The organism is Streptomyces cahuitamycinicus (genome assembly GCF_002891435.1).
In the GTDB taxonomy this organism is placed as follows: domain Bacteria; phylum Actinomycetota; class Actinomycetes; order Streptomycetales; family Streptomycetaceae; genus Streptomyces; species Streptomyces cahuitamycinicus.
Map to the genome: position 1 here is coordinate 1 of NZ_POUC01000169.1, position 15985 is coordinate 15985.

Annotated in this window: 11 protein-coding genes; all 11 read right to left on the bottom strand. The window is 69.4% G+C overall.

The features are described 5' to 3' along the window. Positions 1–277: 277 nt before the first annotated feature. The 11 genes from C1J00_RS22365 to C1J00_RS22415 all read right to left on the bottom strand — a co-directional run bounded on the left by C1J00_RS22365 (position 278) and on the right by C1J00_RS22415 (position 15726). A complete protein-coding gene (locus C1J00_RS22365) occupies positions 278–2242 on the bottom strand; it encodes a TIGR03960 family B12-binding radical SAM protein (RefSeq protein ID WP_102910856.1) in 1965 nt (654 codons plus the stop codon). 87 nt (positions 2243–2329) lie between these two features. After that, a complete protein-coding gene (locus tag C1J00_RS22370) occupies positions 2330–3835 on the bottom strand; it encodes a CYTH and CHAD domain-containing protein (RefSeq protein WP_102910848.1) in 1506 nt (501 codons plus the stop codon). Between the two features lie 55 nt (positions 3836–3890). Continuing rightward, positions 3891–5093: a rod shape-determining protein RodA gene (gene rodA, locus C1J00_RS22375; protein ID WP_102910849.1), complete on the bottom strand. Its 1203-nt coding sequence runs from the start codon at positions 5091–5093 to the stop codon at positions 3891–3893. Beyond that, a complete protein-coding gene (gene mrdA / locus C1J00_RS22380) occupies positions 5090–7330 on the bottom strand; it encodes a penicillin-binding protein 2 (protein WP_102910850.1) in 2241 nt (746 codons plus the stop codon). Before mrdA ends, rodA begins: the two co-directional genes overlap by 4 nt. A 148-nt stretch (positions 7331–7478) precedes the next feature. After that, a complete protein-coding gene (gene mreD / locus C1J00_RS22385) occupies positions 7479–8153 on the bottom strand; it encodes a rod shape-determining protein MreD (protein ID WP_102910851.1) in 675 nt (224 codons plus the stop codon). Between the two features lie 13 nt (positions 8154–8166). After that, the gene (mreC, locus tag C1J00_RS22390; RefSeq protein ID WP_102910852.1) at positions 8167–9114 is read right to left on the bottom strand and encodes a rod shape-determining protein MreC; all 948 of its coding nucleotides are present in this window, start codon (positions 9112–9114) and stop codon (positions 8167–8169) included. 144 nt (positions 9115–9258) lie between these two features. Continuing rightward, complete coding sequence (locus C1J00_RS22395) at positions 9259–10278, bottom strand: rod shape-determining protein (RefSeq protein ID WP_004001297.1); 1020 nt, start codon at positions 10276–10278, stop codon at positions 9259–9261. Positions 10279–10553: 275 nt separating this feature from the next. Beyond that, on the bottom strand, positions 10554–10967 hold the full coding sequence (ndk, locus tag C1J00_RS22400) for a nucleoside-diphosphate kinase (protein WP_062926842.1): 414 nt from the start codon (positions 10965–10967) through the stop codon (positions 10554–10556). A 65-nt stretch (positions 10968–11032) separates the two neighbouring features. Then, positions 11033–11389, bottom strand: coding sequence for a DUF4233 domain-containing protein (locus C1J00_RS22405; RefSeq protein ID WP_102910853.1), 357 nt, complete (start codon positions 11387–11389; stop codon positions 11033–11035). 5 nt (positions 11390–11394) lie between these two features. Continuing rightward, positions 11395–12918 (bottom strand): bifunctional tetrahydrofolate synthase/dihydrofolate synthase, encoded by a 1524-nt coding sequence (gene folC / locus C1J00_RS22410; RefSeq protein ID WP_102910854.1) that lies wholly within the window; start codon positions 12916–12918, stop codon positions 11395–11397. 183 nt (positions 12919–13101) lie between these two features. After that, positions 13102–15726 (bottom strand): valine--tRNA ligase, encoded by a 2625-nt coding sequence (locus tag C1J00_RS22415; RefSeq protein ID WP_102910855.1) that lies wholly within the window; start codon positions 15724–15726, stop codon positions 13102–13104. Positions 15727–15985 lie beyond the last annotated feature (259 nt).

The window sequence follows — 15985 nt, forward strand, 5'->3', positions numbered from 1 at the left end:
CCGTGGCTGCCGAGCTGAACAGCCGCCCGCGCAAAACGCTCGGCTGGGAAACCCCAGCCGAGCGTCTCGCTAAGCTCCTGGCGACAGCCAGTTGATCACTGTGTTGCTACGACCCCTGGAATTCGCCAGTCGAAGGGGGCTCAGCAGTCACCAGAAACGCTTCAGCGGGGCTCCGGGAGCCTCAGACCCACTGCACTTCAGAGTGGATGGCCGAAGCCTCTCCCGGGCCCGGCAGAGGCGCCAGGGCATCCATCGCCCGAACGAGTGCGTCACCACCTCAGTGCGAGTGCCCGCTCGGCGTCGGCGCGGCATTCTTGACCGTCAGAGGCAGCAGCTTCTTGCCCGTCGGGCCGATCTGGATGGCCGTGTCCATCTGCGGACACACCCCACAATCGAAGCACGGCGTCCAGCGGCAGTCGTCGACCTCGGTCTCGTCGAGGGCGTCCTGCCAGTCCTCCCAGAGCCAGTCCTTGTCCAGGCCGGAGTCGAGGTGATCCCAGGGGAGAACCTCCTCGTAGGTGCGCTCGCGGGTGGTGTACCAGTCGACGCCGACACCGAACGGGGCGAGGGCCTTGTCGGCGCAGGCCATCCAGCGGTCGTACGAGAAGTGCTCGCGCCAGCCGTCGAAGCGGCCGCCGTCGTCGTAGACCGCGCGGATGACCGCGCCGATGCGGCGGTCGCCCCGGGAGAGGAGGCCCTCGACGATGCCGGGCTTGCCGTCGTGGTAGCGGAAGCCGATGGAGCGGCCGTACTTCTTGTCGCCGCGGATCTTGTCGCGCAGCTTCTGCAGGCGTTCGTCCGTCTCCTCGGCGGAGAGCTGCGGGGCCCACTGGAAGGGCGTGTGCGGCTTGGGGACGAAGCCGCCGATCGAGACCGTGCAGCGGATGTCGTTGGAGCGGGAGACCTCGCGGCCCTTGGCGATGACCTTCGTCGCCATGTCGGCGATCTGCAGGACGTCGTCGTCGGTCTCCGTCGGCAGGCCGCACATGAAGTACAGCTTCACCTGGCGCCAGCCGTTGCCGTACGCCGTCGCGACCGTGCGGATCAGGTCGTCCTCGGAGACCATCTTGTTGATGACCTTGCGGATGCGTTCCGAGCCGCCCTCGGGGGCGAAGGTGAGGCCGGAGCGGCGGCCGTTCCTGGTCAGCTCGTTCGCCAGGTCGATGTTGAAGGCGTCCACGCGGGTGGAGGGGAGCGACAGGCCGATCTTGTCGTCCTCGTAGCGGTCGGCGAGGCCCTTGGCGATGTCGCCGATCTCCGTGTGGTCGGCGGAGGAGAGGGACAGCAGGCCGACCTCCTCGAAGCCGGTGGCCTTCAGGCCCTGCTCGACCATGTCGCCGATGCCCGTGATGGAGCGCTCGCGCACCGGGCGGGTGATCATTCCGGCCTGGCAGAAGCGGCAGCCGCGGGTGCAGCCGCGGAAGATCTCCACGGACATGCGCTCGTGGACCGTCTCGGCCAGCGGGACCAGGGGCTGCTTGGGGTACGGCCACTCGTCGAGGTCCATGACGGTGTGCTTGGACACGCGCCACGGGACGCCGCTGCGCTTCGGCACGACGCGGGCGATACGGCCGTCCGGCAGGTACTCGACGTCGTAGAAGCCGGGGACGTACACGCCGCCCGTCTTCGCCAGACGGAAGAGGAGCTCCTCGCGGCCGCCCGGGCGGCCCTCGGCCTTCCAGGCGCGGACGATCGCGGTGATCTCCAGGACCGCCTGCTCGCCGTCGCCGATCACGGCGCAGTCGATGAAGTCGGCGATCGGCTCGGGGTTGAACGCCGCGTGGCCGCCGGCCAGGACGATCGGGTCGTCCAGGCCGCGGTCCTTGGCCTCCAGGGGGATGCCGGCCAGGTCGAGGGCGGCGAGCATGTTCGTGTAGCCCAGCTCGGTGGAGAAGGACAGGCCGAACACGTCGAAGGCCTTGACGGGCCGGTGGCTGTCCACCGTGAACTGCGGGACGTGGTGCTCCCGCATGAGTTCCTCGAGGTCGGGCCACACGCTGTAGGTGCGCTCGGCGAGGACGCCCTGCTGCTCGTTGAGCACCTCGTAGAGGATCATGACGCCCTGGTTGGGCAGACCGACCTCGTAGGCGTCCGGGTACATGAGCGCCCAGCGGACGTCGCAGGAGTCCCAGTCCTTGACTGTGGAGTTGAGTTCTCCGCCGACGTACTGGATCGGCTTCTGCACATGCGGGAGCAGAGCTTCGAGCTGCGGGAAGACCGACGCAGCGACTTCGGCAGGCATGTCGCGCACCTTCGTGAGCTGGACTGAACTGACAGGGGTGACCATCCAGACTAACGCGATCGCGGGGCGCCTCCGTACGCCGGAAGGTCAGAGGTCCGTCGCTCCGTCCTTGATCTCTTCCCAGAACCCGGGCAGTTCGGCTTCCGCGCGCGCCGCCCGCTGCTCCTCGCGCTCGTGGAGCAGGCCGTAGGTGAAGGCGCTCTCTCCCGCCGCGTGGGCGACCGCTGACAGCTCTCGCAGGGCCTGCCGGGCCATCACGCTGTCCTGGTGTTCGCCGAGCAGCTTCTGCAGCGCCTTCATGGACTTGACCATGGTCTTGGCGGGCTTGCCGAGGACGGGCTCGGCCGCTTCCGCGGCGTAGCGGGTGCGCTTGGTCTTCTTGCGGGCCTCGTGCAGTGCGGCGTCCCGGTCGGTGCCGGGCTCCAGGTCCGCCGCCCGCCTGATCAGCCCGGACACCTTGCGGAAGTCCTTCCGTACGGCCTTGGCGATCGGCTTGCGGGGCGCCTTGCCGGCCGCCTTCAGCAGCGGCGGGTCGGCGAGCAGCGCGTCGAGGGTGTCGAGGAGGGTGAGGTAGCGGCGGGAGTCCAGGACGCCGAGGAGGCGTCCGCGGGCCCCGCGGTGCTCGGCGCTGGACCAGGAGTGCAGGCGTTCCGCGACCGGGCCGCGGACCAGGTTGTCGGGCACCTCGTCGAGGGCCGCCTTCAGCCGGTCGGTCAGCACCTCGCGGTCCCGGTCCAGGCCCAGCTCGCCGGCGAGCCACTTCAGCTCGTCGCCGACGGGGTCGGTGGCGGTCCGGTCGAGGATCTCGCCGAACGACTTGAAGGTGCTGCGCAGCCGGCGGGTCGCCACGCGCATGCTGTGCACGGCGTCCTCGGCGTCGCGGCGGACGGCGGGGTCGAGCTCGACGATGGCGTCCCGCTGGGTGCGCGCGTAGGCGAGCACATGGTCTGCGGCGGTCACCGGTTCCCGGGCGGGAGCGGTCCTGCGCCGCTTGCCCGGTGCCGTCTCCTCCAGGGCGCGGGCCAGCTTCGACGACGACGCCGAGGGTCGTACGCCCGCCTTGCGCAGCCGCTTCTCCGCCTTGTCGAGCAAGGCCGGGTCTCCCCCGTCGGCGAGCTCCACCTCGATCTCGGTCCACTGCGCTGTGCCGCCGCGTCCCGTGAGCCGCTCGGCACGGACGGTGTCCAGGCTCACCTCGGCGAGCAGCAGGCCGTCCGCGTCGAGCAGGTGGCGTACGTCGCGCTCGGAGCGCAGCCGGACCACCGGCAGCAGTTCGCTGTCGCGGACCCGGGAGCGGACCAGCGCGGCGAGGTCGTCGGGGAGGGTGTCGGAGAGCGGGGCGTGGATCTCGTCGCGGACGTGCGGGGCGACCGGGAACTTCAGGTGCCAGCCGGCGTCGGAACCGCCGGTGCGGCGGCGCAGGGTGACGGAGGACGCGGCGAGGCGTTCGTCGCCGGTGTCGTAGTAGGTGGCGTCGAGGTGGGCCACGCCCTGGTCGACGACGGCCGCGACTCCGGCGACTCCGGTCAGGTCGGGCAGTTCGCTGTTCGCCGACTCGTATTTCCGCTCGATCTCGCGCTTGGTGTCCGCCATGAACCGAATCTAGTCGGCCGGGGCGTGGGGCGGCAGAGGGCCACCCCACGCGGGGTCAGGCCGACATCGGTCGTTGCATCCGGATGGACTGGAGCAAGCCCACCGCTATCCACACGGCGAACATCGACGATCCGCCGTATGACACGAACGGCAGGGGCAGGCCGGTGACGGGCATGATGCCGAGCGTCATGCCGACGTTCTCGAACGTCTGGAAGGCGAACCAGGCGACGATGCCCGCGGCCACGATCGTGCCGTACAGGTCCGTGGTCTCCCGGGCGATGCGGCAGGCCCGCCACAGGACGATGCCGAGGAGCACGATGATCAGGCCTCCGCCGAGGAAGCCCAGTTCCTCCCCGGCGACGGTGAAGACGAAGTCCGTCTGCTGTTCGGGGACGAACTGGCCGGTGGTCTGCGAGCCGTGGAAGAGGCCGGAGCCGGTCAGGCCTCCCGAACCAATGGCGATGCGGGCCTGGTTGGTGTTGTAGCCGACGCCGGCCGGGTCGAGCTCGGGGTTGGCGAAGGCGGCGAAGCGGGCGATCTGGTAGTCGTCGAGCACGCCGATCTGCCAGACGGTGACCGCGCCGAGGGTGCCCGCGCCGAGCAGGCCGAATACCCAGCGGTTGGACGCCCCGGAGGCCAGCAGCACGCCGAGCACGATGATGACCATCACCATGACCGACCCGAGGTCGGGCATCAGCATGACGATCAGCATGGGCACGGCGGCCAGGCCGAGCGCCTGCACGACGGTGCGGTGGTCGGGGTACTGCTTGTCGCCCGCGTCGACCCGGGCCGCCAGCAGCATCGCCATGCCCAGGATGATCGTGACCTTGACGAACTCCGAGGGCTGGAGGGAGAAGCCGCCGGGCAGCTTGATCCAGGAATGGGCGCCGTTGATGGTGGAGCCGAGCGGGGTCAGCACCAGCAGGATCAGCAGCACCGAGAAGCCGTAGAGGACGGGCACGGCTGTGCGCAGGGCGCGGTGGCCGAGCCAGATCGTGGCGGCCATCAGGGTGAGGCCGATGCCGGTGTTCAGCAGGTGCCGGACGAGGAAGTAGTACGGGTCGCCCTGGTTGAGCTCCGTGCGGTTGCGGGTGGCCGAGTAGACGAGGAGTGTGCCGAGCAGCGACAGGGCCGTCGCCGACAGCAGGATCGGCCAGTCGAGCCGACGCGCCACCGAGTCGCGGGCCAGCAGGCGCGTCCAGCCGGAGCGCTCGGGCCCGTAGCCGGAGACCTGGAAGCTGTTCACACCGCCGGTCATGCTGGCAACCTCCGGCTTCCCCGGCGGCGGCGCCTTCGGGTGTCACGGTTCTCCGGCGTCGGCGGGGCGGCCGTCGCCGGCTGGAGCGGGTCCGGGGCGTTCGGGTCCTTCTTGTCGGGCTTCTGGTCCTTGGCCGGGTCCTTGGAGACCTTGGGGGAGCTGATGGTGCCGTCCGTCTTGACCTTCGGCAGGGCCTTCTGGGGGGTCGGCAGGAGGGCCTTCGCGGGGTCGATGGCGCCGTCCTCGGAGACGCCGTACAGCGCGTTGTAGATGTTGCGGACGGCGGGGCCCGAGGCGCCGGAGCCCGTACCGCCCTGGGAGATCGTCATGACGATCGAGTAGTCCTTGGTGTACGTGGCGAACCAGGAGGTCGTCTGCTTGCCGTAGACCTCCGCCGTACCGGTCTTGGCGTGCATCGGGATCTTGTCCTGCGGCCAGCCGCCGAACCTCCAGGCGGCCGTACCGCGGGTGGCGACTCCCGCGAGGGCTTCGTCTATCTCGTCGCGGGTCTTCTGGGTCATGGGCAGCTTGCCGTGCGACTCGGGCTTGATCGGCGTGACAGTCTTGCCGTCGGCGCTGATGACGGCCTTGCCGACGGAGGGGTTGTAGAGGGTGCCGCCGTTGGAGATGGCCGAGTAGACGGTGGCCATCTGGATGGGCGTGACGAGCGTGTCGCCCTGGCCGATGGAGTAGTTGACGGAGTCACCGGCGCGCAAGCGGTTGCCTTCGAGGCAGTTCTCGTAGGCGATCTTCTCGGCGTAGCTGCCGTTGCGCTTGCCGGTGCGGCACCAGGCGTCCTTGTTGGCCTTCCAGTAGTCGAGCTTCCACTGGCGGTCGGGGACGCGGCCGGTGACCTCGTTGGGCAGGTCGATGCCGGTTTCCTTGCCGAGGCCGAACTGGTGGGCGGTCTTGTAGAACCAGTCGTTGGCGTTCTTCTTCGGCTTGGTGCCGCCGTCGCGCTTCCACTCCTCGTGGGAGAGCCGGTAGAAGACGGTGTCGCAGGAGACCTCCAGGGCGCGGCCGAGGCTGATGGGGCCGTGGCTCTGGGATTCGAAGTTCTTGAAGACCTGTCCGCCGATCGAGTACGAGCTGGAGCACTGGTACGGGCCGTTGAAGGAGTAGCCCGCGTTGACGGCGGCGGCCGTCGGGATGACCTTGAAGATGGAGCCGGGGGCCGACTGGCCCTGGATGGCGCGGTTGAGCAGCGGGTAGTTGGAGCTCTTGCCGGTGAGGCGGGTGTAGTCCTTGGCGGAGATGCCGCCGACCCAGGCGTTCGGGTCGTACGAGGGGTTCGAGGCCATGGCGACGACGCGGCCGGTCTTGGCCTCCATCACCACGACGGCGCCGGAGTCGGCCTTGTAGTTGGTGCCGGTGTTCCGGTCGTGCTGTTTGCGGGCTTCCTTCATCGCCTCGTTCAGCTGGTACTCGGCGATCCGCTGGACCCGGGAGTCGATGCTGGTGACGAGGTTGTCGCCGGGGTGGGCCGGGTCGGCCTCGGCCTGGCCGATGACCCGGCCGAGGTTGTCGACCTCGTAGCGGGTGACGCCGGCCTTGCCGCGCAGCGCCTTGTCGTACTGGCGCTCCAGGCCCGAGCGGCCGACCTGGTCGGAGCGCAGGTAGGGCGAGTTGGTGTTCTGCGCCTTCTTGATCTCCTCGTCGGTGACCGGCGAGAGGTAGCCGAGGACCTGGGCGGTGTTGGCCTTGCCGGGGCTCGGGTAGCGGCGCACGGCCTCGGGCTCGGCGGTGATGCCGGGGAAGTCCTCGGCGCGCTCGCGGATCTGGAGGGCCTGCTTGGCGGTGGCCTCATCGGTGATGGGGATGGGCTGGTAGGGCGAGCCGTTCCAGCAGGGCTGCGGTGTCTTGGCGTCACACAGCCGGACCTTCTCCTGGACCTCCTTGGGCGTCATACCGAGGACCTTGGCGAGCTTGGCGAGGACGTCCTTGCCGTCGTCCTTCATCTTCAGCAGGTCGGTGCGCGAGGCGGAGACCACCAGCCGCGTCTCGTTGTCCGCGAGGGCCACGCCGCGGGCGTCCAGGATCGAGCCGCGCACGGCCGGCTGGACGACCTGCTGGACGTGGTTGCCCGAGGCCTCCTTGGCGTATGCGGCGCCCTCGCGGATCTGGAGGTACCAGAGGCGTCCGCCGAGGGTGAGCAGGAGGGAGAGGACGAGGACCTGGATGACGACGAGCCGGATCTGGACTCGTGAGTTCCGGCCGGTCTCGGGAATGTTGGTCACTGCGGCTGCCTCCTCCTCTCGGTGCGCGTACGGGAGTGCGGGGCCGGCGGTCTGCCGGGGCACGGATGTGCGGTGTCGAGTGATGAACGCCCGGCCCACGAGCCGGCGTTCCTACTGGACCGACCCGTTCGGGTGAACTTCCCTGCGTTCACAGCCGCTTGACCCCCTTGATGCGTCCGGCGCGTGCCATCCGCGCCCGGGCGGCCTTCACGCGCAGCCCGTTGCGCTGGCTGCCGATCTTCAGTCCGGTGCCGCCGGAGAGCCAGCCGGAGGAGATGTCCGTGGCCTTGGCCGCGGCCGAGGTCGATTCTGCGAGCGGATCGTTCTCGGCGCGCCGTGCCAGGGCCATGATCCCCGGCACGACGAAGGGGGCGAGCAGCAGGTCGTACAGGGCGGCCGTGAACAGCAGGCTGCCGAGGCCCACATGGCGGGCGGCGGTGTCCCCGACGAGTGCGCCGACCCCCGCGTACAGCAGGGTGGAGCCGACCGCGGCGGCGACCACCACGGCCATGGGGCCGGTCGCGGACTTCAGCTGGCCCGTCTCGGGTTTGGCGAGGCCCGCGAGGTAGCCGATGACGCACAGCACGAGGGCGTAGCGCCCGGCGGCGTGGTCGGCGGGCGGGGCCAGGTCGGCGAGCAGGCCCGCGCCGAAACCGACGAGGGCGCCGCCCACATGGCCGTACACCAGGGCGAGCCCGAGGACGGTGAGGAGCATCAGGTCGGGCACGGCGCCCGGCAGGTGCAGGCGGGCGAGGACGCTCACCTGGATCACCAGGGCGACGACGACCAGGGCGGAGGAGAGCAGGATCCGGTTGACGCGCATGGGGTGACAGCTCCTACTGCTCTTGCTGGTTCTGGCCGTCTGCGGGGGCCTCGGCGGACGGCGTCACGGTCACCGTCACCGTCGGCCTCGGAGTCGGCTTCGGCTTGGGCGGGAGCACCGTGTCGCGCGGGTCCTTCTTCGGGGCCTCGACGACGACACCGACGATGTCGAGCTTGCTGAAGGCGGCGTACGGCGTGACGTAGAGCGTGCGGGTCAGACCGCCGCCGGACGGGTCGACGCGGGAGACCACGCCGACGGGCACGCCGGGCACGAACGGCCGGTCGGCCTGCGAGCCGAAGGTGACCAGGCGGTCACCCTTCTTCACCTCCGCCTTGCCGTTGAGGAGTTCCACGCGCAGCGGGCGGTCGCCCTGCCCGGAGGCGAAGCCGAGTTCGTCGCCGGCCTCCATCCGGGTGCCGACCGTGAAGTCGGGGTCGCTGGCGAGCAGGACCGTGGCGGTGTTGGGTCCGACGGTGGTGACCCGGCCGACGAGCCCGTCCCCGTTCAGGACGGTCATGTCGCGTTTGATGCCGTCGTTGGCGCCCACGTCGATGGTGATGGTCCAGGAGAAGCCCTGCGCGGCCCCGATGGCGATGACCTCGGCGCCCTTGATGCCGTACTGGCCCCGGCCGGAGATCTTCAGCATCTTGTCGAGCTGCTTGAGGCGGCTGCGGCTGCGGTCGTCGCTGCCGAGCCGCGCCTTCAGGGCCGCGTTCTCCTCTTCCAGCGCGGCGAGCCGGTCGTGCCGCTCACCGGATTCCCGGATGGCGGAGACCGCGTTGCCGACCGGGTCGACCGCGGCCGCCACACCGCTCTCGATCGGGCCGAAGACCGTCGCCGCGCCCTGCCGGGCACCGTCGACCGGGGAATCCTCCCCACCGCGAATGTCCACCGTGATCAACGCGAACGCGATGGCGATCAGCAGCACCAGGAGCAGCCGGCTCTCTCGTGTGTCCCTCACGTGCGGCGGCCGTGCCCTTCCTCATAGGAATTCGGGAAGCCCCAGGGAATCCCGAGGGGCTGCTTTGTGGGAGCTTATGTCTCTATATCAACGATCCGCCGTACGAGAGGAGATCGTCCCGTACGGCGGAATCGACGAGTTATGTCATCTGCGCGGCTGGGCGTCCAGCACTTGCTGCAGCGCTTCGAACTCCTCGACGCACTTTCCGGATCCGAGCGCCACGCTGTCCAACGGGTCCTCGGCGATGTGGATCGGCATGCCGGTCTCCCGGCGCAGCCGCTCGTCGAGACCCCGCAGCAGCGCCCCGCCGCCGGTCAGAACGATTCCTCGGTCCATGATGTCGCCCGACAGCTCCGGCGGACATTTGTCGAGGGTCGTCTTGACCGCGTCGACGATCGCGTTGACCGGCTCCTCGATCGCCTTGCGGACTTCGGCGGCGGAGATGACGACGGTCTTCGGCAGCCCGGAGACGAGATCCCGGCCGCGGATTTCGGTGTGCTCGTCGGAGTCGAGGTCGTACGCCGAACCGATCGTGATCTTGATCTGCTCGGCCGTGCGCTCACCCAGCAGGAGGGAGTACTCCTTCTTGATGTGCTGGATGATCGCGTTGTCCAGTTCGTCGCCCGCGACACGGATGGACTGGGCGGTGACGATGCCGCCGAGGGAGATGACCGCGACCTCCGTGGTGCCGCCGCCGATGTCGACCACCATGTTGCCCGTGGCCTCGTGGACCGGCAGGCCGGAGCCGATGGCCGCGGCCATGGGCTCCTCGATGATGTGCACCTGGCGGGCGCCGGCCTGGGACGACGCCTCGATGACGGCGCGGCGCTCGACGCCCGTGATGCCCGAGGGCACACAGACGACGACCCGCGGACGAGCCAGATACCGCCGCTTGTGGATCTTCAGAATGAAGTAACGGAGCATCCGCTCGGTGATCTCGAAGTCGGCGATCACGCCGTCCTTCAGTGGACGCACGGCAACGATGTTGCCGGGCGTGCGCCCGATCATCTTCTTCGCTTCGGCGCCGACCGCGAGGATGCCACCGGTGTTGGTGTTGATCGCGACGACGGACGGCTCATTGAGTACGATCCCGCGACCCCTGACGTACACCAGCGTGTTGGCGGTCCCGAGGTCGACAGCCATGTCACGGCCGATGAACGACATTGAGTTCCCCATCAGGATTCGTCTGGCCTTCCCACTAGCTTTGAGGGCTTTTCAGGTAGGCAAAGGTGGGTGCTGTGACGTGAAGGCTTCCATCGTAGACGCGCCTTCGCGAACACTGCGGGAGGGTCTCCGCCATTGTCAGCAGATGCCGTCCGCATTCGCTTCTGGAGACGGGCGTTCGGGGACCATCGTTCCCTCGATCGCCACGCATATGCCGCAAAGCCCAGGGGGCCTCGGCCCCCTGACCTTCCGAATGTGCTGGTGAGGTGCGGGCGCTACGCCCGGCCGGGGAAGAAAATCTTCACCTCGCGCTCGGCGGACTCCTCGGAGTCCGAGGCGTGGATCAGGTTCTCCCGGACGATCACACCGAAGTCGCCGCGGATGGAGCCGGGGGCGGCGGCGATCGGGTCGGTCGGGCCGGCGAGCGCGCGCACCCCTTCGATGACCCGCTCACCCTCGACGATCAGCGCCACGACCGGGCCGGAGGCCATGAACTCCACCAGCGGCTCGTAGAAGGGCTTGCCCTTGTGCTCGCCGTAGTGCTGCTCCAGCGTGTCCTGGTCCAGCGTGCGCAGCTCCAGCGCTGTGATCGTCCAGCCCGCCTTGCGCTCGATGCGGCTGATGATCTCGCCGGTCAGACCGCGACGGACGGCGTCGGGCTTGAGGAGGACGAGGGTGCGCTGGCTCACGACGGGCTCCTTGTACGTAAAGGTTTAGCGGTGGGACGAGGTTACCCGGCGTGTCGGGGCGCCTGTTACGCAGCGTCAGGTGTGGAGGAGCTCGCCTGGGCCGCGAATCTCGCCTTCGCCTCGTCCACCTTCCGGCCGTAGTGCACCGACGCCCACCACAGGGCCGCGAAGATCGCGCCCAGGAAGAACATGGTCGGGACGACGATCCCCGACGCGATGAGCGCGATCTGCAGCGCCCAGCCGAGGGCGACCCCGCCCGGGCGCGCCACCAGGCCGCACAGCACCAGGCACAGGAACATCGCGATGCCGCTGACCGTCCACACGGTCGTCATGGACAGGTCGGGATCCTTCATGGCGACCAGACCGGCGAACCCGATGACGAAGAACTCGCCGATGAGGGTCGAGGAACAGAGCGTGCGCACGGGACTCAGCCCCTCCCCAGGAGCAGTCGGGCCTCGCCGACGGTGATGACGGAACCGGTGACGAGCACACCGCCGCCGGCGAACTCGCCTTCTTCCTCGGCCAGGGTGATGGCGGCTTCCAGAGCGTCGGGCAGCCGCGGCTCGACCTGGACGCGCTCCTCGCCGAACACCTCCACGGCGATCCCGGCGAGCTCGTCGGAGTCCATGGCGCGATGGCTGGAGTTCTGTGTGATGACGACCTCGGCGAACACCGGCTCGAAGGCCTCCAGCAGCCCCCGGACGTTCTTCTCGCCGCTCGCGCCGACCACACCGATGAGGCGGCTGAACTGGAACGCCTCCCCGATCGCCTCGGCCGCCGCCCGGGCACCCGCCGGGTTGTGCGCGGCGTCCAGCACGACCGCCGGAGACCGGCGCACGACCTCCAGCCGGCCCGGCGAGGCCACGGCTGCGAAGGCCTTGCGGACCGTGTCCGGATCCAGCGGGTCGACCCGCTGCGCGCCGACGCCGAAGAACGCCTCGACGGCGGCCAGGGCGACGGCCGCGTTGTGCGCCTGGTGCGCGCCGTGCAGCGGCAGGTACACCTCGGGGTACTCGCCACCGAGCCCGCGCAGCGTCACCAACTGCCCGCCGACGGCCACCTGCCGCTCGACGACACCGAACTCCAGGCCCTCCCGGGCCACGGTCGCGTCCACCTCGACGGCCTTCTTCAGCAGCACCTGCGCCGCGTCGACCGGCTGCTGCGCCATGATGACCGTCGCACCCTGCTTGATGACGCCGGCCTTCTCCGTGGCGATCTCGGCGTGCGTGGTGCCGAGCCGGTCGGTGTGGTCGAGGTCTATCGGCGTGACGACGGCGACGTCCCCGTCGATCACGTTCGTGGCGTCCCAGGAGCCGCCCATGCCGACCTCCACGACGCCGACGTCGATGGGCGCGTCGGCGAACGCCGCGTACGCCATGCCGGTGAGCACCTCGAAGAACGACAGCCGGTACTCCTGCGCGGCGTCGACCATCTCCACGTACGGCTTGATGTCGTGGTACGTCTCGATGAACCGCTCGGGCGGGATGGGGGCGCCGTCGAGGCTGATGCGCTCGGTGATCGACTGCACGTGGGGCGAGGTGTAGCGGCCGGTGCGCAGCTCGAAGGCGCCGAGCAGGGCCTCGATCATGCGGGCCGTGGAGGTCTTGCCGTTCGTGCCCGTGATGTGGATCGACGGGTACGCCCGCTGCGGTTCCCCCAGCACGTCCATCAGCGCGGCGATCCGGCTGACGGATGGCTCCAGCTTGGTCTCACCCCACCGGGAGGCGAGCTCGGTCTCGACCTCGCGCAAGGCCTTGTCGACCTCGGGGTCGGCGGGGCGCGTGGGGATGTCGGCGTCGGGTGGTCCGCCCTGGGTGCGCAGGGTTCGGCTGCCGGCCTCGATGACCGCGAGGTCGGGGTCGCGGGTGGTCTCCTCCGCGATGATCTCGTCGAAGGCGTTGAGGGGGTCGGGCTGGTCGTCGGCGTTGTGGTCTGGAGGGAGCTCGCTCACGGGGCCCAGTCTACGGAGACCGACTGACATTGCTTGCGGTGGCTTGTGCACCTGGGCGGCTGAGGGTCCGTGGGGGTCGCTCGCGCCGTTCCCCGCGCCCCTGAACAGCAGGTACGTGCCCCTGAGGCATGCGTGAGACCCCCGGACCCGACAGCTGCGGGGGCCTCACACTCGTACTGGCGCTTAACCCTGCGGCAGCCTCTCCAGCTGCGCCTGAATGCGGGCGATGTCCTCCTCCGCCTTGGCCAGGCGGGTGCGGATCTTGTCCACGACGTGGTCGGGGGCCTTCGCCAGGAACGCCTCGTTGCCGAGCTTGGCGTTCGCCTGCGCCTTCTCCTTCTCGGCCGCGGCGAGATCCTTGGCGAGACGCTTGCGCTCCGCCGCCACGTCGATCGTGCCGGAGAGGTCGAGGGCGACCTCCGCGCCGGCGACCGGGAGGGTCGCCGTGGCCGTGAAGGCGTCGCCCTCCGGCTGGAGACGGAGCAGCTGGCGGATGGCCGCCTCGTGGGGGGCCAGGACGGTGCCGGTCAGATCCAGGCGGGCCGGGACCTTCTGGCCGTCCTTGAGGCCCTGGTCCTTGCGGAACCGGCGGACCTCCGTGATGACCCGCTGGACCAGCTCGATCTCCTGCTCGGCGGCCTCGTCACGGAACCCGGAGTCCTTGGGCCAGTCGCCGATGACCAGGGACTCACCGCCGGTCAGGGTGGTCCACAGGGCGTCCGTGACGAACGGGATGACCGGGTGGAGCAGACGCAGCATCACGTCCAGGACCTCGCCGAGGACCCGCCCGGAGACCCTGGCCGGCTCGCCGCCGGCGAAGAACGTGGTCTTGGACAGCTCGACGTACCAGTCGAAGACCTCGTCCCACGCGAAGTGGTAGAGCGCGTCGGCGAGTTTCGCGAACTGGTAGTCGTCGTAGTACGCGTCGACCTGGGCGACCGTGGTGTTCAGGCGCGAGAGGATCCAGCGGTCCGCCGCGGACATCTCGGAGGCGTCCGGCAGCGGGCCCTCGATCGTGGCGCCGTTCATGAGGGCGAAGCGGGTGGCGTTCCAGATCTTGTTGGTGAAGTTCCGGGATGCCTTGACCCAGTCCTCGCCGATCGGCACGTCCGCGCCCGGGTTGGCGCCGTTGGCGAGGGTGAAGCGGACGGCGTCGGAGCCGTAGGCGTCCATCCAGACCAGCGGGTCCACGGCGTTCGGGTTCGACTTCGACATCTTCTTGCCGAACTCGTCGCGGACCAGGCCGGTCAGCGCGATGGTGTGGAAGGGGGCCTCGCCGTCCATGGCGTAGAGACCGAACATCATCATCCGGGCGACCCAGAAGAAGATGATGTCGTGGCCGGTGAGCAAGACGTCGGTCGGGTAGAACTTCTTGAGGTCCGGGGTCTTCTCCGGCCAGCCGAGCGTGGAGAACGGCCACAGGCCGGAGGAGAACCAGGTGTCCAGGACGTCGGAGTCCTGGGTCCAGCCCTCGCCGGTGGGCGGCTCGTCGTCCGGGCCGACGCAGACGACCTCGCCGTCCGGGCCGTACCAGATGGGGATGCGGTGGCCCCACCACAGCTGGCGCGAGATGCACCAGTCGTGCATGTTGTCGACCCAGTCGAAGTAGCGCTTCGACATGTCCTCCGGGTGGATCTTGACGCGGCCGTCGCGGACCGCGTCACCGGCCGCCTTGGCGAGCGGGCCGACCTTCACCCACCACTGCATGGAAAGGCGCGGCTCGACCGTGGTCTTGCAGCGCGAGCAGTGGCCGACGGAGTGCATGTACGGGCGCTTCTCGGCGACGATGCGGCCCTGCTCCTTGAGGGCGCCGACAACAGCCGAGCGGGCCTCGAAGCGGTCCAGGCCGATGAACGGACCATGAACCGTGATCACGCCGTGCTCGTCCATGATCGTCAGGGACGGCAGGTCGTGGCGGCGGCCGATCTCGAAGTCGTTCGGGTCGTGCGCCGGGGTCACCTTGACCGCACCGGTGCCGAACTCGGGGTCGACGTGGGCGTCGGCGACGACCGGGATGGTGCGGTCGGTCAGCGGGAGCTTGATCTGCTTGCCGATGAGGTGCCGGTAGCGCTCGTCGTCGGGGTGGACGGCGACGGCCGTGTCACCGAGCATCGTCTCGGCGCGCGTGGTCGCGACGACGAGGCTTTCCTCGCCCTCGCCGTAGCGGATGGAGACCAACTCGCCCGCGTCCTCCTGGTATTCCACCTCGATGTCCGAGATGGCCGTCAGACAGCGCGGGCACCAGTTGATGATGCGCTCGGCGCGGTAGATCAGCTCGTCGTCGTAGAGCCGCTTGAAGATGGTGAGGACGGCCTTGGAGAGGCCTTCGTCCATCGTGAAGCGCTCGCGGCTCCAGTCGACGCCGTCACCGAGGCGACGCATCTGGCCGAGGATCCGGCCGCCGTACTCCTCCTTCCACTGCCAGACGCGCTCGACGAACTCCTCGCGCCCCAGGTCGTGCCGGGACTTGCCCTCCTCGGCGAGCTGTTGCTCGACCTTGTTCTGCGTCGCGATACCGGCGTGGTCCATGCCGGGCAGCCACAGCGCCTCGTACCCCTGCATGCGCTTGCGGCGCGTGAGGGCGTCCATGAGGGTGTGCTGGAAGGCGTGCCCGAGGTGCAGGCTGCCCGTGACGTTCGGCGGCGGGATGACGATGGTGTACGGCGGCTTCTCGCTCTTCTCGTCCGCCTCGAAGTAACCCCGCTCTACCCAGCGCTCGTACAGCGGCCCCTCCACGTCGGCCGGCGCGTACTGGGTCGGCAGGTCGGTGCTGGGCGCTGGTGGCTGCTGCTGAGCGTTCTCGGTCACGGGGGTCAGTTTAGAGGTGTCACGGCCCCGTCCCGAAACGCGTTTGCCGTGTAACGGTGGGAGCCCCGATGCCATGCACACGGCGGGTCTGCGCCAGGATGTCCGAAACACATAAGCATCTGGAGGGGAACCCAGAACATGAGCTACAACCAGCCGGGCCCGTACGGCGGGCAACCCCAGCAGCCCGGTCCGTACGGCCAGCCCGGTCCGTACGGCCAGCCGCCGCAGGCGCCCCAGCCCGGCTACGGCTACCCCCAGC

Excerpts from the sequence above, each read along its gene's own strand:
- C1J00_RS22395 (WP_004001297.1), bottom strand. The coding sequence starts at position 10,278 with ATGTCGTTCATCGGCCGTGACATGGCTGTCGACCTCGGGACCGCCAAC.
- mreD (WP_102910851.1), bottom strand. The coding sequence starts at position 8,153 with ATGCGCGTCAACCGGATCCTGCTCTCCTCCGCCCTGGTCGTCGTCGCC.
- C1J00_RS22370 (WP_102910848.1), bottom strand. The coding sequence starts at position 3,835 with ATGGCGGACACCAAGCGCGAGATCGAGCGGAAATACGAGTCGGCGAAC.
- C1J00_RS22365 (WP_102910856.1), bottom strand. The coding sequence starts at position 2,242 with ATGCCTGCCGAAGTCGCTGCGTCGGTCTTCCCGCAGCTCGAAGCTCTG.
- rodA (WP_102910849.1), bottom strand. The coding sequence starts at position 5,093 with ATGACCGGCGGTGTGAACAGCTTCCAGGTCTCCGGCTACGGGCCCGAG.